Source organism: Solwaraspora sp. WMMA2065 (genome assembly GCF_030345075.1).
In the GTDB taxonomy this organism is placed as follows: domain Bacteria; phylum Actinomycetota; class Actinomycetes; order Mycobacteriales; family Micromonosporaceae; genus Micromonospora_E.
In genome coordinates this window covers 5,376,553-5,394,084 of record NZ_CP128361.1, presented here as the reverse complement: position 1 = coordinate 5,394,084, position 17,532 = coordinate 5,376,553, and the positions used below count along the sequence as shown (strand labels likewise).

The following is a 17,532-nucleotide window of genomic DNA, read 5'->3' as shown; positions in this document are numbered from 1 at the left end:
GATGGGATGTCGTGCCCGCCCGGTCGCGGCGTGAGCACTGCTTCATTAGGTCGCTGATGGTTCTCCTCCTGGCTACCAGCGGTGATCGACTCAATAGGCGGGAGAGACGTTGCTGTTCATAGGAGATGACTGGGCGGAGGACCACCACGACGTCGAGCTCATGGACGCCTCCGGCCGCAGGCTGGCCAAGGCGAGGCTGCCCGAGGGCATCGCCGGCATCACCAGGCTCCACGCGATGATCGGCACGGCGCTCGGCGACGACATCGACGCCGACGCTGCTGCTGCTCAGGTGAAGATCGGTATCGAGACCGATCGGGGCCCGTGGGTGCAGGCGCTGGTCGCCGCCGGGTACACGGTGTACCCGGTCAACCCGTTGCAGGCGGCCCGCTACCGGGAACGTCTGGCGGTGTCCCGGGCCAAGAGCGACGCCGCCGACGCGCACATGCTGGCCGACATGGTGCGCACCGACTCGCACCAACTGAGCCCGATGGCCGGAGACTCGGCGGACGCCGAGGCGGTCAAGGTCGTCACCCGGATGCACAAGACGCTGATCTGGGAACGCACCCGTGCTGTGCAGCGGCTGCGGCACGCGCTGCGGGAGTACTTCCCTGCGGCGTTGGAGGCGTTCGAGGACCTCGACGCCGCTGACACCCTGCAACTCCTCGCGAAGGCCCCTGATCCGGCCAGCGCCGCCCGGCTGAGTATCAGCCAGATCAGCGCCGCTCTCAAACGGGCCCGGCGCCGTGACGTCGCGGCCAAGGCCGCGTCGATCCAGGCGGTGCTGCGTGCCGAGCACCTCGGCCAGCCGGCCGTGGTCACCACCGCCTACGCCGCGTCGGTGCGCGCCCTGGTCGCCCTGCTGGTCACTCTCAACGAGCAGGTCAAGGCCCTGCAAGGGCAGGTGGAGGACCATTTTGGCCGGCACCCGGACGCTGAGATCATCCTGTCCCAGCCCGGACTGGGTGCCGTCCTCGGCGCCCGGGTGCTCGCCGAGTTCGGTGACGACCACGACCGCTACGCCACCGCGAAGGCCCGGAAGAACTACGCCGCGACCAGCCCGATCACCCGCGCGTCCGGGAAGAAGAGGACCGTCGCGGCCCGGTTCGTCCACAACGACCGGCTCATCGACGCCCTGATGACCCAGGCGTTCTCCGCGTTGAAGGCCTCGCCGGGTGCCCGCGCCTACTACGACCGGCAACGTGCCCGCGGCGCCAGCTACAACGCCGCGCTGCGCCAACTCGCCAACCGGCTCGTCGGCATCCTGCACGGATGCCTGAAGACCGGCACCGTCTACGACGAGGCGACCGCGTGGTCGCATCACCTCAGCAAGGCTGCTGCTTGACATTCAAGCTCCTGGGATGTCTTTCGAGTCCTGGCAGGAGGTCGCAGACCGAGGGCGACGCGCACAAGGCGGTGGGGTCGCGGTAGGCCGCAGCGAGATTGACGCCGTGCGAGACATGCTGGCGGTGTTCAGTCGAGCTGACGAGCGGTTCGGCGGCGGCCACGCCCGTCTTGCGGTCATTCAATACCTTTCGTCAGATGTCGCTGACTATCTGCGCGGCAGGTTCTCGTCCGACTCGGGACGCAGGGCAATGTTCAGCCTGGCTGCGGAGATGACCTACCTTGCCGGATGGAAAGCATTTGATTCGTCCCTGCACGGCCTAGCTCAGCGGTACTACGTCCAATCACTGCGGCTCGCGAATGAAGCCGACGACCGCGCACTTGCAGCGTTCACTCTGCGTGCGATGGCTCATCAGGCTGTTGATCTCGGTCACGGGCAACAGGCGCTCAACCTCGCGGAATCCGCTCTCGGCTGGTCGAAGGGAAGCTCCACCCCGGCCGCCACTGCTCTTTTCGCAATCCTCGTGGCGCGGGGTCACGCGGCAACAGGTGACCGTACACGCACCTCAACGGCGATCTCTGCTGCCGAGAAGCGCCTTGCGGAATCTGCACCGGACGAGGAGCCGCCGTGGATTCGGACCAGCGGTTTCACGGAAACCTCGCTTGCTAGTCAAGCTGGACAGGCCCTGCGGGATCTGGGAGATATGTCGGGCGCCGAGATGCAGCTCCGCCGGTCGATTGCGACTCGAAACTCAGATGTCTACCGCCGTATTCACACGCTGACGTTAGCCAACCTGGGCGACGTGCAGTGCGCGCAGGGCCGTCTCGGCGAGGCAGCCGCGAACTGGAACATGGCCATGGACGCGATGACTGGCGTCAAGTCGGGCCGGGCGCGTGCCGCCGTGAAGAACATGCGAGCGCGTCTGGGTGGCGTTGGCCAGCGCCTACCCTCATTCGCTAAACAACTTGATCAGCGCGGTGCCGCTCTTCTTCGTGATGGGAGTATCCCTTCGGGGACCTGACCAGATGCACGATCTTTTGGATCAAGCAGTACCGCCCGACCCGCCACCGTCCGTATGCGCCCCCGTCAAGGTGTGGCGGGCAGAGCCGCAGCCTGCTCCACAGGAGTGCGGGTAGACGGCACAGGGGAGGCAGGACGAAACAGACGTGATCCGGACTGGTGAGCTATTCGATCACTCACCACTAAGCCACCGCGCCACTTGCCCGTCTCGTCTCTGTATCGGTACTGGAGTTGACCCAGACGTGTCCCGAATGAGGAGCGCACCTGGTTGTACCGGGAAGAAGAATGAACATATCCGGGTCGGGAAGTACAGTAGGCTGCCGCAGCCATGGGGAAGACGAAAGTTGAGGCTAGAAGATCCGCGATCTGCAGGCCCGCGTGGTTGTCGCTGGCCGCAAACAGGGGCACTTCCCGGAGATTCGCGTACGGGTCGCCGCCAGTGCGCCACTTCTGAGTAAAGATGGAGTGCGCCACCCGCAGATTGGTCTGGTGACTACGGCCGTCAGCGATCAGCACCCCCACTTCGTCCTCTTGCTGCATGTATTGACCGAAATGACGGGCAATATCCTGCACCGCGTAACAGTAGCTGGATTCAGCGTCCATGCCGGCGGTCGGCTCCTTGATCCAGACGCGACCAACAACCCGGCAATGGTGCGCCTCGACCAGATCCAGAAGTTCGGTCCGGAATCTATCCGCTTGCCGACGCTTGTTACGAGAATCACTGCGGGTCATTTGCAGAATCTCACTACCCTTCACCTCGACCAGAATGTGGTCAAGTGCGCGACTGGAACTGAAACGACCGGGGAAGTGCCGTCGCTTGAGATCCAGGAAGTCTCGAGTCAGAGCCGGGACGGTAGCCGCATCGAGGATCATGCCGAGTAGCACCATTACAGGCGTGGCGGAAGGGCTACTGTTGGGAGGCTCACAGCCGCCCGACTCATCGAGGTAGCAGAGGTGCAAGATTCTCCCTCAAACGCTAAGGCCGCCCGAAGGCGGCCTTAGGATGTGGTGTTCGGGTTTCCCCTAGGCACCGTTAGAAGAGTTCTGTATCAAGTAGAGCACACTTCGGCTGGCTGCTGCAACCTCAACACTGCGTTCAGTCACAGCTGAGACCAGCGCGGCAGCGTCTGCCGCACGTCAGCGCGTCGGTCACCGACTGGCGGACAGATCCCGGGCGATCAGTTCGGCGATCTGGATGGTGTTCAGCGCCGAACCCTTGCGCAGGTTGTCGCCGGTGACGAAGAAGTCGATGGCCCGAGGGTCGTCCATCGACCGACGGATCCGGCCGACCCAGGACGGCTCGGTGCCGACCGCGTCGATCGGCATCGGGAACTCGGCGTTCGCCGGGTCGTCGACCACGATCACCCCGGGCGCGTTGCGCAGCACCTCGCGGGCACCGTCCGCGGTGACCTCACTGCCGAAGACCGCGTGTACGGCGACCGAATGTCCGGTCACCACCGGCACCCGCACACAGGTGGACGAGACCTTCAGATCCGGCAGGCCGAGGATCTTGCGGGACTCGTCGCGGAGTTTCAGCTCCTCGGTGGACCAGCCGGCGTCGGCGAGCTCGCCGGTGAACGGCACCACGTTGAGCGCCAGCGGGGCCGGGAACGGGCCGAGGTCGTCCCCCACCGCCTGACGTACGTCGCCGGGCCGGGAGCCGAGCGTACGGTCGCTGGCCGCCCTGGTCAGCTGGCTGTGCAGCAGGTCCACACCGAACCGCCCGGCGCCGGAGACCGACTGGTAGCTGGCCAGCACCAGCTCGCGCAGGCCGTACTCGCGGTGCAGCGGGGCGATCGCGACGATCATGGCCAGGACGGTGCAGTTGGCGTTGGAGACGATCCGGCGCGGCCGGCGACGTACCTGCTCGGCGTTGATCTCCGGCACGACCAGCGGTACGCCGGGATCCATCCGGAACGCACCCGAGTTGTCGACCACGGTCGCGCCGCGCCCGGTGGCGACCGGTGTCCACTGCCGGGACACGTCGTCCGGCACGTCCACCATGACGACATCGACCCCGTCGAAGGCTTCCGGGCTGACCTGGTGCACCGGCAGGTCCTCGCCCCGGCAACGCACCAGCCGCCCGGCGGAGCGGGGTGAGGCCAGCAGCCGGATCTCACCCCAGACATTGGCCCGTGAGGTGAGCAGTTCGCACATGACGGCACCGACGGCTCCGGTCGCACCGAGCACCGCGAGGGTGGGCAGCTGGCGTGCCCTGGCGTCAGGCACCGGGGTTCACCGGCCGGTGCCTGCGTAGACCACCGCCTCCTCCGTACCGCCGAGGTCAAAGGCGGCGTGCACCGCGCGTACCGCCGCATCCAGGTCGGTGTCCCGGCAGACGACCGAGACCCGGATCTCCGAGGTGGAGATCATCTCGATGTTGACGCCGGCCTCGGCGAGTGCGGCGAAGAAGTTGGCGGCCACGCCCGGGTGGGAACGCATCCCGGCGCCGATCAGCGACACCTTGCCAACGTGGTCGTCGTAGAGCAGGCCCTTGAAGGCGATCCGCTCCTGTTCCTTGCCCAGCGCCGCCATCGCGGTCGGGCCGTCGGCCTTCGGCAGGGTGAAGGAGACGTCGGTGCGGCCGGTGCCCTCGGTCGACACGTTCTGCACGATCATGTCGATGTTGGTCTCCGCGTTGGCCACCGTCTCGAAGATGCGGGCGGCGGCACCCGGCTCGTCGGGAACGCCGACGATGGTGATCTTCGCCTCGCTCCGGTCGTGGGCGACTCCGGTGATGAGTGCTTGCTCCACGGAAAGATCCTCCATCGATCCGGTCACCATGGTGCCGGTGTTGGTCGAGTACGACGAGCGGACGTGGATCGGCAGACCGGCCCGGCGGGCGTACTCGACGCTGCGCAGGTGCAGCACCTTCGCTCCGCAGGCGGCCAGCTCCAGCATCTCCTCGTAGGTGATCTGCTTGATGTGCCGGGCGTTCGGCACGATCCGGGGGTCGGCGGTGAACACCCCGTCGACGTCGGTGTAGATCTCACAGACGTCGGCCTGCAGCGCGGCGGCGAGCGCCACCGCCGTGGTGTCCGAACCGCCGCGGCCCAGCGTGGTGATGTCCTTGGTGTCCTGGGACACGCCCTGGAAACCAGCCACGATCGCCACCGCGCCCTCGTCCAGGGCGCCCTGCAGCCGCCCCGGGGTGACGTCGATGATCCGGGCCCGGCCGTGCACCGAGGTGGTCAGCACACCGGCCTGCGAGCCGGTGTAGGACCGCGCCTCGTAGCCCAGGTTGTGGATGGCCATGGCGAGCAACGCCATCGAGATCCGCTCGCCGGAGGTGAGCAGCATGTCCAGCTCCCGGCCGGGCGGCAGCGGGCTGATCTGCCCGGCGAGGTCGAGCAGTTCGTCGGTGGTGTCGCCCATCGCGGACACGACCACCACGACGTCGTCGCCGGACTTGCGGGCCGCGACGATCCGCTCGGCGACCCGTTTGATGCGCTCGGCGTCGGCGACCGAGGACCCGCCGTACTTCTGCACCACCAGTGCCACGGCGGTCCACTCCCCTCCAGCTGCTGCCAACCTGCCCGCATCAGGGTACCGGCGTCCGGAGCCCGTGCAGACAGCCGTTCCCACGATCCGGCCGGGCGCGGTCACCGCCCGTGTCCGTCCGGGGCGGCCGGTCGTCCGGGCGGCCCGGTCCGCGACACGCCGACGCCCCGCCGTCGGGCCAAAAGGCCCCAGCTCGTCAGCGGGCCGGCGACGGAAATCAGCGTGTCCGTGGGCCGCCGGGCCGAAAAACCCGACCGGGTACGCAGAATGGGCGGATGCATTCCCGGGGTCCCGTAGCGTCACGAAACTCGCCTGCCGCGCTGGCCTGCGTGGCGTTCGTCACGTTGTCCCTGCTGGGCTGCGATTCGACCGATCCGGTGACGTCGCCGCAGGGCACGCCGACCGGCGAGCAGTCGCCGTCGGCACCGGGGAGCGCTGCGCCGGCGGAGCCACGGGCGCAGCTGGCGGCGGCGGCCGCTGCCGCCAGCGACCTGCGGATGACGGCGTTCTACACGTTGCAGACCCCGGGCCGGCCGGACCGGACGGTGGCGGTGACCCTGGCCGAGGACGGCGGGTGGCGGGTGGACATTCCGGGCGGAGCCCCGGGTGGCGCGGGCGGTACGAGCGGCACGGGTGGTACGGGCGACGTCGCGATGGCGCAGAACGCCGACGGCCTGTTCCGGTGTGCGCTGCCGTCGGCCGCCAACCCGGTGACGCCGTACTGTGTCCGGCTGGGCGACCCGGACGCCGCGGTCGAGCCGGCGCTCGACCCCCGGCTGCACCACCTGTTCGCCGGCTGGCGTGCGGTGCTGGCCGACCGGCGGGCCCCGCTGGCGGTGTCGGTGACCGAGCCGCTCGACGGCGTCGACGGCACCTGTTTCTCCGTGGAGTCCACCACGACGTCGCTGCAGCCGCCGCTGGACGTCGGCATCTACTGCTACCGCCCGGACGGCATCCTCACCGGCGTGCGCTTGGAGCTCGGGACGCTGCTGCTGGCGGGCCAGCCGGGCACCGCCCCGCCGTCGATCACGCTGCCGGGTCCGGTGACCGCCGGCGTGCCGCCGAACGGTGCCGGTACCCCGCCGGTGAGCAGCGGATCCACGGCCGGCACCGGCTGACATCCACAGCTGGGCTTTGCCAACCCGCGATGATCACGTAGGGTGAGAGCTGTCATGTGGCAGGCGCTTCTCCTTCGCTGCCGCGACGAGGCCCCCGAGGCCGGCACCTCGTCGCGGAGTTGACTCGCGCCGCCTTGACCCCATCCGCGCCCACGCTGTCCAGCCGCTCCGGCACCACTCGCCGCACCTGTGCGGGCGCGCCGCCCAGCTGACCGGCCCGGCCGGCGCCCTTCCCGTACCGACGCGCAGACCGCGACCAACTGGTCGCCGGGACCTGCGGGCCGCCCCGGACCGGGTGCCGGCGACGGTCGGCGGACGCGACAGCGCGGGACCTTCCCAGACCAGGAGATCGCACCATGGCACAGCCAACCGCCGGCCCAGCACGCCAGTCCGTCCACGTCCAGCCCACCAACGACCCGATCCCCACCGGCCAGCCCGCTGCTGGCCCCGTCACCACTGATCCGATCGCCCGACAGCAGCCGAGCCGGATGGCGTACCGGCGCTATCAGCCCTACCACCAGCAGTTCGCCATCGACGTACCCGACCGGCAGTGGCCCACCCGCCGCATCGTGCAGCCGCCCCGGTGGTGCGCCGTCGACCTGCGCGACGGCAACCAGGCGCTGATCGACCCGATGTCACCGGACCGCAAACGCCGGATGTTCCAGCTGCTGGTGCAGATGGGCTACAAGGAGATCGAGGTCGGCTTCCCGGCGGCCAGCCAGACCGATTTCGAGTTCGTCCGGCAGCTGATCGAGCAGGACCTGATCCCCGACGACGTCACGATCCAGGTGCTGACCCAGTGCCGGGAGCATCTGATCGACCGGACCTTCGAGTCGCTGCGCGGCGCGAAGCGGGCCATCGTGCACTTCTACAACTCGACGTCGGTGCTGCAGCGGCGGGTGGTCTTCGGCCTGGACAAGGCCGGGATCACCGACATCGCCACCACCGGGGCGCGGCTGTGCCAGAAGTACGCCGAGATCCACACCCCGGACACCGACATCTTCTACGAGTACTCCCCCGAGTCGTACACCGGCACCGAGCTGGACTACGCGCTGGAGGTGTGCAGTGCGGTCATCGACGTGATCGCGCCGACCCCGGACCGGCCGCTGATCATCAACCTGCCGGCGACCGTCGAGATGGCCACCCCCAACGTGTACGCCGACTCGATCGAGTGGATGCACCGGCGGCTGCCGCGGCGGGAGAGCGTCGTGCTGTCGCTGCACCCGCACAACGACCGGGGCACCGCGGTGGCCGCCGCCGAGCTGGGTCTGCTGGCCGGCGCGGACCGGATCGAAGGCTGCCTGTTCGGCAACGGGGAACGCACCGGCAACGTCGACCTGGTGACTCTGGGGCTGAACCTGTTCAGCCAGGGTGTCGACCCGCAGATCGACTTCAGCCAGATCGACGAGATCAAGCGGGCCGTCGAGTACTGCAACCAGCTGCCGGTGCACGAGCGGCACCCGTACGCCGGGGACCTGGTCTACACCGCGTTCTCCGGCTCCCACCAGGATGCCATCAAGAAGGGTTTCGACGCGCTGGCGGTCGACGCCGACGCGGCCGGTGTCCAGGTCGACGACCACTCGTGGGGGGTGCCGTACCTGCCGATCGACCCGCGTGACGTGGGGCGCACCTACGAGGCGGTGATCCGGGTCAACTCGCAGTCCGGCAAGGGCGGGGTGGCGTACGTGATGCGCCAGGAACACAACCTGGACCTGCCCCGGCGGCTGCAGATCGAGTTCTCCGGCGTGGTGCAGGCGGTCACCGACGACTCCGGCGGCGAGATCGAGCCGCAGCGGATGTGGGAGATCTTCGCCGACGAGTACCTCGGAGGTCAGCGGACCGAACCGGCGGTGACCCTGGAGTCGTACGCGACGAGCACCGTCGACGGCAAGGTGGAGGCGGCCTCGGTGGTCGTGGTGGACGGCGTCCGACACACCCTGGACTCGGCGGGCAACGGCCCGATCGACGCGTACGTCAACGCGCTGCAGGCGGTGAACGTCGGCGTGCGGGTGCTGGACTACCACGAGCACGCGCTCTCCGCCGGTGGCGACGCGCAGGCGGCGGCGTACGTGGAGTGCGAGGTCGGCGACCGTACGGTCTGGGGCGTCGGGCTGGACTCGAACATCGTGATCGCCTCGGTGCGGGCGGTGACCAGCGCGGTGAACCGCAGCCGGCGCGCCGGCTGAGCCGGCGCGCCGGCTGAGCCGGCGGCACCGAGCCAAGATCCACTATGGTTCCGGCGAAACGCCGGGACGGCGGGTGCCTGGCGCTGACCGCCGGGCACCCGCAAGCTAAGCAGGTGCGAACCCCTTTTCGACAGCGTCCCTGGACCATCCGATTCGACCCGCGCCGGGCGGCGGTCGCGGTAGCCGCCGCCCTGGCGCTCGTCGCGACCGCCGGCTGCGAGTCCGTCGACATCACCCTCGGCTCCCCCACCGCCGCGCCGCCCGACGGGTCGGCGGACGGCTCCGGCGACGGCTCCGCTGATCAGGCGTCCGCGCTGCTCGACCAGCTGACCGTGGCGTCCGCCGGCTCAATGCGGGGCTACAGCCGGGACCACTTTCCGCACTGGAGCTCCGCCGGCAGCAACTGCGATGTCCGGGACACCGTGCTGGAACGCGACGGCACGGCGATCGAACTGGACGGCTGCAACGTGGTCGGCGGGCAGTGGCTCAGCGCGTTCGACGGCGAGTCCTTCACCGACCCCGGCGACCTCGACATCGACCACATCGTCCCGCTGGCCAACGCCTGGCGCTCCGGTGCCGACGAGTGGGACGACGACCAGCGCCGCGAGTTCGCCAACGACCTGGACCGCCCGCAGCTGATCGCGGTTTCCGCGTCGACCAACCGGGCAAAGGGTGACCAGGACCCGTCGCAGTGGAAGCCGCCGAACCGGGACTACTGGTGCCAGTACGCCCAGGACTGGATCACCGTCAAGCACTACTGGGAGCTGTCGGTCACGGAGCCGGAGAAGGCGGCGCTGGCCGACATGCTGGCGACCTGTCCGTGACCGCGACCGGTCCCCGGACAACGACCGGTCGGTGACGGCGGTACGGGCTGCCGACGACGAGACGACAGGAGCTGACCATGGGCGAGCCGGTGGAGTCGAGCCGCACCCGGGACATCGTCGCCGGGCCGGGCGGGGTGATGACCGACGAGGTCGGTGTGATCACCGGCGAGTTGACGCTGCGCACCGAGTTCGCCGCCGGCCAGGTCACCCTCCGCGTGCAGTACAAGGATGCCGCGGAGTGGTACGTGGTGACCGGCGGCCGGGCCGACCTGGCCGACCCGGCCGGCCTGGACGCCGTACACGCCATCGCGGTCGGCCTGCTGCACCGCCCGGACGGTTGAACCTGCGGTCGACCCGGACGGCAGCGGCTCGCGCGAGGGCCCGGACAGCTACGGCAGCGGTTCGTGCGGGGCGGAGACGGTGGCCGGCGCGGAGACGGCACCGGCGGGGGCGACTGCTTCCGGACTCGTCCGGTGTGGGCGCAGCGACCCGGCGGCGATCTGCTCGGCCCAGTGGCAGGCCACCCGGGACGGGCCAATCTCGCGCAGCACCGGCCGCTCGTCGGCGCAGCGGGTCGGCTGCGCCCACGGGCACCGGGTGTGGAACCGGCAGCCGGCCGGCGGGTTCGCCGGCGACGGCAGGTCCCCGGCCAGCAGGATCCGCTCCCGGCGGTCCTCCACCTCCGGGTCCGGCACCGGCACGGCGGACAGCAACGCCCGGGTGTACGGGTGCAGCGGCTCGCGGTAGAGCTGGTCCCCGGGTGCCTCCTCGACCAGCGCGCCGAGGTACATGACCCCGATGGTGTCCGAGATGTGGCGGACCACCGCCAGGTCGTGGGCGATCACCAGGTAGGTGAGGCCGCGTTCGATCTGCAGCTCGTCCAGCAGGTTGATCACCTGGGCCTGGATCGACACGTCCAGGGCGGAGACCGGTTCGTCGGCGACGATCAGCTCCGGGCCGAGGACCAGCGCCCGGGCGATGCCGATCCGTTGCCGTTGGCCGCCGGAGAACTCGTGCGGGTAGCGGGACAGCGCCCAGCGGGGCAGGCCGACCGCGTCGAGCGCTTCGCCGACGATCCGCCGGCGCTCGGTGCGGTCGGCACCGATGTCGTGCGCCTGCAGTCCTTCGACCAGGATCGACTCGACGTTCTGCCGCGGGTCCAGGCTGGACATCGGGTCCTGGAAGATCATCTGGAAGCGGCGGCGCATGGTGCGGAGTTTGGCCGCCGGCAGCCGGTTCAACGTCACCCCGTCGAAGACCACTTCGCCGCCGGTCGGCGGGGTCAGCTGCAGGATGGCCCGGCCGAGCGTCGACTTGCCGCAGCCCGACTCGCCCACCAGGCCGTACGTCTCGCCCCGGGCGATCCGCAGGTCCACCCCGTCGACCGCCCGGACGTGCCCGACGACCCGATCCAGCAGGACGCCCCGGGTGATCGGAAAGTGCACCTTGAGGTCGCGGACCTCGACCAGTGGCTCATTCACCGGCGGCCTCCCCCGTGTCGTCGGTCTCGGGCGGATTGACACAGCGGAACGCGTGCCCGTCCGGCTCCCGGCGCAGCTGCGGCGCGGTGCCGAGGCAGGCGTCCACCTGGCGGGCGCAGCGCGGCGCAAAGGCGCAGCCGTCCGGCCAGGGCAGCAGGTCCCGGACCGAGCCGGGGATGGGCCGCAGCCGCCGGCCGTGGCCCGCGTCGAGCCGGGGAATCGAGCCGAGCAGACCCACCGTGTACGGGTGGCGCGGTGCCGCGAACAGGGGCCGGCGGCGGGCCGTCTCGACCACCCGGCCGCCGTACAGCACGTTGATCGTGTCGCACATGCCGGCCACCACCCCCAGATCGTGGGTGATCATCACCAGTGCGGTGCCGGACTCGCGGACCAGGTCCTTGAGCAGTTCCAGGATCTGCGCCTGGATCGTCACGTCCAGCGCGGTCGTCGGCTCGTCGGCGATCAGCAACCGGGGTTGGCAGGCGACCGCCATCGCGATCAGCGCCCGCTGCCGCATCCCGCCGGAGAGCTGGTGCGGGTACTCCTTCAACCGGCGGGTGGGGTCCGGGATGCCGACCCGGTCCAGCAGGTGCTCGGCTTCGAGCCGGGCGGCCTCGCCGCGCATTCCCCGGTGCCGGACCAGCACCTCGGTGACCTGCACCCCGATCGGCACCACCGGGTTCAGTGAGGAGAGCGGATCCTGGAAGATCATCGCCACGTCGCGGCCCCGTACGTCCCGCATCGCCCGGGGATCGAGCTGCAGCAGGTCGGTGCCGTCGAACGCGGCCTTGCCCTGGACCCGCACGCCCTTGCCGGCCGGCAGCAACCCCATGATCGCCAGCGAGGTGACGCTCTTGCCGCAGCCGGACTCGCCGACCAGCCCGGTCACCTCACCGGCGTCGACCGAGAAGGACACCCCGTCGACGGCGTGCACGGTCCGCTGCCCCCGCCGGGCGAAGGTGACCGCCAGTTCATCCACGTCGAGCAGCGCCATGGCTCACTTCCGCAGTTTCGGGTCGAGGGCTTCGCGCATCGCCTCGCCCAGCAGGGTGAAGCCCAACGCGGTGATGATGATGCCCAGCGCGGGCAGGATCGCCAGCCGGGGCGCGGCGTCCAGGTAGCGCTGCGCGTCGGCCAGCATCACCCCCCATTCCGGGATCGACGCGTCCGGGTTGCCCAGCCCCAGGAACGACAGCGCGGCCACCTCGATGATCGCGGTGGCCAGGGTGAGCGTGGACTGCACGATCACCGGGGCGAGCGAGTTCGGCAGGATGTGCGTCAGCGCCACCTTGCTTCGCCGTACCCCCAGGGAGGTGGCGGCGAGGACGTAGTCGCTGTTCGACTGGGCGAGCATCGAGCCGCGCAGCAGCCGGGCGAAGATCGGCACCGAGACCATCCCGACCGCGATCATGACGGTGGTCAGGCTGGCCCCGAGCAGCGCCGCGATGCTGATCGCCAGCAGCAGGCTGGGCAGCGCCAGCAGCATGTCGACGATCCGCATCAGTACGGTGTCCACCCAGCGGCCCCACCGTCCGCCGAGGCCGGCGGCGGCACCGGCCAGCCCACCGATCAGCGTGCCGACGGTCAGCCCGATCAGGGTGGCGACGACGCCGACCAGCAGGGTCTGCCGGGCACCGACGATCATCCGGCTGAACTCGTCGCGGCCGAGATGGTCCACGCCGAACCAGTTCTCCGCACGCGGGCCCGGGTAGAAGGCCTGCGCCTCGCGGATCTCGTCCTTCCACAGCTGCGCCGCCGGGTCGTACGGCACCAGGAACGGGCCGACCAGGGCGACCAGCAGGAAGACGCCGAGGATGACGGTGCCGACGATCGCCGCCGGGTTGCGGCGCAGCCGGCGGAACGCCTCCTGCCAGAGGCTGACCCCGCGTTCGTCGTCGTGCGCGGCGGACAGCTCGGCGAGCCGGTCGAGCTTCGCCTTCTTCCGTCCCGGGCTCAGGATGTCACTCATCGGGCCGCCTCCGTCCGCGGCTGCGGGCCACGCTCGCCGCAGTCCTGTTCACCCGTACCGGCCAGCCGCCCGCTCACCGGACCCGCACCCTCGGGTCGATGAAGGTGTAGGAGATGTCCACCAGCAGGTTCACCAGTACGTAGACCAACGCGATGATCAGGATGAAACCCTGCAGTACGGGGTAGTCCCGCTGACTGATGGCGTCGGCGACGAAGGCGCCGATGCCGCCGAAGGCGAACACGGTCTCGGTGAGCACCGCACCGGAGAGCAGCCCACCGGTGAGCAGGCCGATGCTGGTGGCCACCGGCAGCATCGCGTTGCGCAGCACGTGCCGGCGGCGGATCACCCGGCCGGTCAGGCCCTTGGCCTGGGCGGTACGGACGAAGTCCTCGCCGAGCACCTCCAGCACGCTGGCCCGGGTGATCCGGACGATGATCGCCAGCGGAATGCTGGCCAGCGCCAACCCTGGCAGCACCAGGTGCCACAGCGCGTTGAGCGAGGCGTCCCACTCCCGGGTCAGCAGTCCGTCCAGGACGAAGAAGTTTGTCACCCGGGTGGCGTCGATGCGGGGGTCCTGCCGGCCACTGGACGGGAACCAGCCGAGGTTCACCGCGAAGATCGCCTTCAGCACGTACGCGAGGAAGAAGACCGGGACGCAGATGCCGATCAGCGAGCCGACCACCGATCCGTGGTCGAGCAGGGTGCCGCGGCGGCGGGCGGCCAGGTAGCCGAGCGGAATGCCGACGCCGATCGCGATCAGCATGGCGGCGGCGGTCAGCTCCACGGTGCCCGGGAAGCGTTGCAGGAACTCGGTGGTGACCTCACGTTTGGTGGAGATCGAGGTGCCGAGGTCGAACTGCAGCAGCCGCTTCATGAACCGGCCGTACTGGATCAGGATCGGCTCGTCGAGCCCGAGGTTGCGGCGGATCGCCGCGCGCATCTCCGGGGTGCCGCGTTCACCGAGGATCGCGGACTCCGGGCCGCCGGGCAGTCGGTGCAGCCAGATGAACAGCAGCAGGGAGAGACCGAACAGCGTGGGTACGAGTTGGAGCAGTCGTCGGACGATGAAGCGGAACACGGTGCCTCGGCAGGGGGTGTGGAGGGTCGCGTGGGCGGGCGCCGCCGCCACCCGGACTGGTGGCCCGGGTGGCGGCTGACGCCCGCCCTCGTTCCGTTCGCTAGTTCACTCGTGGATCTCGCTGGTCCACTCGTGGATTCAGGACTTGAACTCGGCGGTGGCGAACCGCTCGTCGGTGAGCGGGCTGGCCTGCACCCCGATCACGTCCTCGGCGAAGACGATCGCCGGCGGGGAGTGCGAGACCGGCACACCCGGCAGGAACTCCATGATGTCGGCGTTGATGCCCTGGTACAGCTCGTAGCGGGCCTCGATGTCGGCGGTGCCGTCGGCCTCGGCGAACTTGGCGAACAGGTCCGGGTTGTCGTAGCCCCATTCGTCCTTCGGCCGGTCGAAGAACGTACCGATGAAGTTGTAGGCGTCGCCGTAGTCACCGGTCCAGCCGAGCAGGTGCAGGTCGTGCGCGTTGCCGGAGGTGGTGGCGTTGAGGTAGTCCGGCGACCACTTCAGCGGGATCGGTTCGACGGTGATCCCGGCCTCCCGCAGGTCGGCGGCGAGCAGCTCGAAGATGTCCTTCGGGTTCGGCATGTACGGCCGGGTGACCTCGGTCGGGTAGTGGAACCGCAGCGCCAGGTCCGAGTGGCCGGCCTCGGCCAGCAGCTCCTTGGCCTTCGCCACGTCGTAGTCGTAGGTGGTGACGTCGGAGTTCCAGCCCTCGACGGTCGGCGGGACGAACTGGGTGGCGACCTCGGCCCCCGGCGGCATCTTCGAGTCGACCAGCGCCTGACGGTTCAGCGCGTGGGCGATCGCCTGCCGGACCCGGATGTCGGCCAGTGCCGGGTTGCCCTGCTGGTTCATCGCCAGGTAGAGGACGTTGAACGCCGGGCGGGTGAGCACGTTGAAGCCGTCGTCCTTGAGCGGCTGCACGTCGGCCGGGCCGACCAGGTCGTAGCCCTGGATGCCGCCGTTGCGCAGCTCCTGCTTGCGGGCGTTCTCGTCGGAGATGGTCCGGAAGATCAGCGTCTTGACCTTCGCCTTCTCACCGGCGTAGTCCTCGTTGCGGACCAGGGTGAGGGTCTTGTTGGCGATGTCCCAGCTGTCGAACTTGAACGGCCCGGTGCCGGTGGGGTGCTCCAACGCGTACGCCGGGTAGGAGATGTCGTCGGCGCTGCCGGTCACGTCGCTGGCGTTGTGCTCCTCCAGCGCGGCCGGCGAGTGGATGGAGAACGACGGCAGCATCAGGGCCGCCGGGATCTTGCTGGAGACCCGGGTGAAGGCCAGGTCGACGGTGGTGTCGTCGACCACGGTGCACGACTCGAACAGGCTCTCCGGCAGGTCTTCGCTCTCGTTGTTGGCGAAGCCGCCCATCACGTCCTGCCAGTAGGCGGTGACGTCGGGGCTCTGCATCAGGCCGGTCGCGTTGTACCAGCGGTCGAAGTTGACACAGACCGCCTCGGCGTTGAAGTCGGTGCCGTCGTGGAACTTGACGCCGGACTTCAGCTTGAACGTCCAAACGGTACCGGACTCGTCCGGGGTCCAGCTCTCGGCCAGACCGGGTGTGATCGCCGTACCGCCCTCTTCGGGACGGACCAGGGTCTCGAACATCTGCCGGGCCACCCGCAGCGATTCGCCGTCGCTGGCGAAGCTGGGGTCGAGGACCTTCGGGTCGCCGGCTACGCCGAAGACCAGGGTGGCATCGCTGGAGTCGCCGGAGTCGTCACGCTCGCTCTCGGCGCAGCCGGCTAGGGCCAGCGCCGCGACCGCGACGGCCGCGATGGCGGCCTTCGGCCTGGGTGCACGCATGGGTGCTTCACCTCGTCCTTTGGGTACGGACAACGTAGTGACGGGGGTCACCGATGGCGAGACCTTAGCCGGCGTTCGGCGCGACCGGAAACCAGCCGGAACGCGGTTGGTACCGGATCGTGTCTTAACTGTCCCGTCAACGACGATCGAACCCTACAGCGCCGATGATAGGCCAGATATGTCCGAGATTGAGCTATACCAAGTTGTTACATGTTTCGTGTGTTTCGCCGGCCCGGTGTCAGACCGAACGCCGGCCTTCGAACGCCCGGCCCAGGGTGATCTCGTCGGCGTACTCCAGGTCGCCGCCGACCGGCAGACCACTGGCCAACCGGGACACCGCGATCCCCATCGGCTTCACCATCAGCGCCAGATAGGTCGCGGTCGCCTCACCCTCGGTGTTCGGGTCGGTGGCCAGGATCAGCTCCTTGACCGTCCCCGAACCCAACCGCAGCATCAGCTCCCGGATCCGCAGGTTGTCCGGGCCGACCCCCTCCAACGGATTGATCGCCCCACCGAGCACGTGGTAGCGCCCCCGGAACTCACCGGTGCGCTCGATCGCCACGACGTCCTTCGGCTCCTCGACCACACACAGCACGTCGTCACTGCGCCGCTGGTCGCGGCAGATCCGGCAGTGCTCGGTCTCGGCCACGTTGAAACACACCGTGCAGAACTTGACCAGATCCTTGACCCGGCGCAGCGCGGTGGCCAGCCGGGTGACGTCCGCCGGGTCGGCGGAGAGAATGTGGAACGCGATCCGCTGGGCGCTCTTCGGCCCCACGCCGGGCAGCCGGCCCAGCTCGTCGATCAGGTCCTGGATAGCGCCTTCGTACATCTGCGGCGGCTCAGAACCCGGGTAGTCCGAGACCGCCGAGGCCGCCCGTGACCGGGCCCATCTTCTCCTCGGTCAGCTTGCGGACCTCGTCGTTGCCGTTGCGGACCGCGGCCAGCACCAGATCCTCCAGCGTCTCCACGTCCGCCGGGTCCACCGCACTGGGGTCGATCTTGATTGACCGGATCTCGCCGACGCCGGAAAGGGTCGCCGTGACCAGCCCTCCGCCGGCCACACCGGTGACCTCCGCCTCAGCCAGCTCAGCCTGGGCGGTCGCCATCTGCTGCTGCATCTTCTGCGCCTGCTTCAGCATCTGCTGCATGTTGGGCTGTCCACCGGGGCGCACGGCACCGCTCCTTCGATCAGTGTGGCCGGACCGTGGCC

At 69.4% G+C, this 17,532-nt stretch carries 15 protein-coding genes and 1 pseudogene; 6 read left to right on the top strand and 10 right to left on the bottom strand.

Annotated features, from left to right (window positions below; all coding sequences use genetic code 11):
- Positions 1-109 precede the first annotated feature (109 nt).
- Together O7610_RS24490 and O7610_RS24485 are read left to right on the top strand one after the other, a co-directional pair.
- Complete coding sequence (locus tag O7610_RS24490; protein ID WP_281551456.1) at positions 110-1,342, top strand: IS110 family RNA-guided transposase; 1,233 nt, start codon at positions 110-112, stop codon at positions 1,340-1,342.
- A 16-nt stretch (positions 1,343-1,358) separates the two neighbouring features.
- The gene (locus O7610_RS24485) at positions 1,359-2,363 is read left to right on the top strand and encodes an NsdA family TPR-like regulatory protein (RefSeq protein ID WP_502959050.1); all 1,005 of its coding nucleotides are present in this window, start codon (positions 1,359-1,361) and stop codon (positions 2,361-2,363) included.
- Positions 2,364-2,428: 65 nt separating this feature from the next.
- On the opposite strand, the gene O7610_RS24480 is transcribed toward O7610_RS24485, so the two are convergent.
- The 3 genes from O7610_RS24480 to O7610_RS24470 all read right to left on the bottom strand — a co-directional run bounded on the left by O7610_RS24480 (position 2,429) and on the right by O7610_RS24470 (position 5,863).
- Positions 2,429-3,322 carry a DUF3800 domain-containing protein gene (locus O7610_RS24480; protein WP_281552761.1) on the bottom strand — a complete coding sequence of 298 codons (894 nt, stop codon included), beginning with the start codon at positions 3,320-3,322 and terminating at the stop codon, positions 2,429-2,431.
- Between the two features lie 189 nt (positions 3,323-3,511).
- Positions 3,512-4,591: an aspartate-semialdehyde dehydrogenase gene (locus O7610_RS24475; RefSeq protein ID WP_281552760.1), complete on the bottom strand. Its 1,080-nt coding sequence runs from the start codon at positions 4,589-4,591 to the stop codon at positions 3,512-3,514.
- Positions 4,592-4,597: 6 nt separating this feature from the next.
- Positions 4,598-5,863, bottom strand: coding sequence for an aspartate kinase (locus tag O7610_RS24470; protein ID WP_281552759.1), 1,266 nt, complete (start codon positions 5,861-5,863; stop codon positions 4,598-4,600).
- Positions 5,864-6,192: 329 nt separating this feature from the next.
- Here O7610_RS24470 and O7610_RS24465 point away from each other — a divergent pair, with 329 nt between their 5' ends.
- The 4 genes and pseudogenes from O7610_RS24465 to O7610_RS24450 all read left to right on the top strand — a co-directional run.
- On the top strand, positions 6,193-6,981 hold the full coding sequence (locus O7610_RS24465) for a hypothetical protein (protein WP_281552758.1): 789 nt from the start codon (positions 6,193-6,195) through the stop codon (positions 6,979-6,981).
- 488 nt (positions 6,982-7,469) lie between these two features.
- Positions 7,470-9,167 (top strand): 2-isopropylmalate synthase, encoded by a 1,698-nt coding sequence (gene leuA / locus O7610_RS24460; RefSeq protein ID WP_289213680.1) that lies wholly within the window; start codon positions 7,470-7,472, stop codon positions 9,165-9,167.
- Between the two features lie 113 nt (positions 9,168-9,280).
- A complete protein-coding gene (locus O7610_RS24455; protein ID WP_475049359.1) occupies positions 9,281-9,991 on the top strand; it encodes an HNH endonuclease family protein in 711 nt (236 codons plus the stop codon).
- A 98-nt stretch (positions 9,992-10,089) separates the two neighbouring features.
- A pseudogene (locus O7610_RS24450) lies at positions 10,090-10,332 on the top strand (hypothetical protein); the annotation flags it as partial.
- A gap of 48 nt (positions 10,333-10,380) precedes the next feature.
- Here the strand turns inward: O7610_RS24450 and O7610_RS24445 are convergent.
- From O7610_RS24445 to O7610_RS24415, 7 genes are all read right to left on the bottom strand, one after another.
- Positions 10,381-11,472, bottom strand: a complete 1,092-nt coding sequence (locus O7610_RS24445) for an ABC transporter ATP-binding protein (RefSeq protein WP_281567161.1) — start codon at positions 11,470-11,472, stop codon at positions 10,381-10,383.
- Positions 11,465-12,466 (bottom strand): ABC transporter ATP-binding protein, encoded by a 1,002-nt coding sequence (locus O7610_RS24440; protein ID WP_281552756.1) that lies wholly within the window; start codon positions 12,464-12,466, stop codon positions 11,465-11,467. Before O7610_RS24440 ends, O7610_RS24445 begins: the two co-directional genes overlap by 8 nt.
- Before the next feature lie 3 nt (positions 12,467-12,469).
- Positions 12,470-13,441 (bottom strand): ABC transporter permease, encoded by a 972-nt coding sequence (locus O7610_RS24435; protein ID WP_475049363.1) that lies wholly within the window; start codon positions 13,439-13,441, stop codon positions 12,470-12,472.
- A 73-nt stretch (positions 13,442-13,514) separates the two neighbouring features.
- Positions 13,515-14,519: an ABC transporter permease gene (locus O7610_RS24430; RefSeq protein WP_278172097.1), complete on the bottom strand. Its 1,005-nt coding sequence runs from the start codon at positions 14,517-14,519 to the stop codon at positions 13,515-13,517.
- A gap of 138 nt (positions 14,520-14,657) precedes the next feature.
- Entirely contained in the window at positions 14,658-16,319 is a 1,662-nt protein-coding gene (locus O7610_RS24425; RefSeq protein WP_281567162.1) for an ABC transporter substrate-binding protein, read from the bottom strand.
- A gap of 238 nt (positions 16,320-16,557) precedes the next feature.
- Complete coding sequence (gene recR / locus O7610_RS24420) at positions 16,558-17,151, bottom strand: recombination mediator RecR (RefSeq protein ID WP_123603876.1); 594 nt, start codon at positions 17,149-17,151, stop codon at positions 16,558-16,560.
- A gap of 10 nt (positions 17,152-17,161) precedes the next feature.
- Complete coding sequence (locus O7610_RS24415) at positions 17,162-17,470, bottom strand: YbaB/EbfC family nucleoid-associated protein (RefSeq protein WP_281555792.1); 309 nt, start codon at positions 17,468-17,470, stop codon at positions 17,162-17,164.
- Between the last annotated feature and the right edge of the window lie 62 nt (positions 17,471-17,532).

Excerpts from the sequence above, each read along its gene's own strand:
- O7610_RS24425 (WP_281567162.1), bottom strand. The coding sequence starts at position 16,319 with ATGCGTGCACCCAGGCCGAAGGCCGCCATCGCGGCCGTCGCGGTCGCG.
- O7610_RS24485 (WP_502959050.1), top strand. The coding sequence starts at position 1,359 with ATGTCTTTCGAGTCCTGGCAGGAGGTCGCAGACCGAGGGCGACGCGCA.
- leuA (WP_289213680.1), top strand. The coding sequence starts at position 7,470 with ATGGCGTACCGGCGCTATCAGCCCTACCACCAGCAGTTCGCCATCGAC.
- O7610_RS24440 (WP_281552756.1), bottom strand. The coding sequence starts at position 12,466 with ATGGCGCTGCTCGACGTGGATGAACTGGCGGTCACCTTCGCCCGGCGG.
- recR (WP_123603876.1), bottom strand. The coding sequence starts at position 17,151 with ATGTACGAAGGCGCTATCCAGGACCTGATCGACGAGCTGGGCCGGCTG.
- O7610_RS24435 (WP_475049363.1), bottom strand. The coding sequence starts at position 13,441 with ATGAGTGACATCCTGAGCCCGGGACGGAAGAAGGCGAAGCTCGACCGG.
- O7610_RS24415 (WP_281555792.1), bottom strand. The coding sequence starts at position 17,470 with ATGCAGCAGATGCTGAAGCAGGCGCAGAAGATGCAGCAGCAGATGGCG.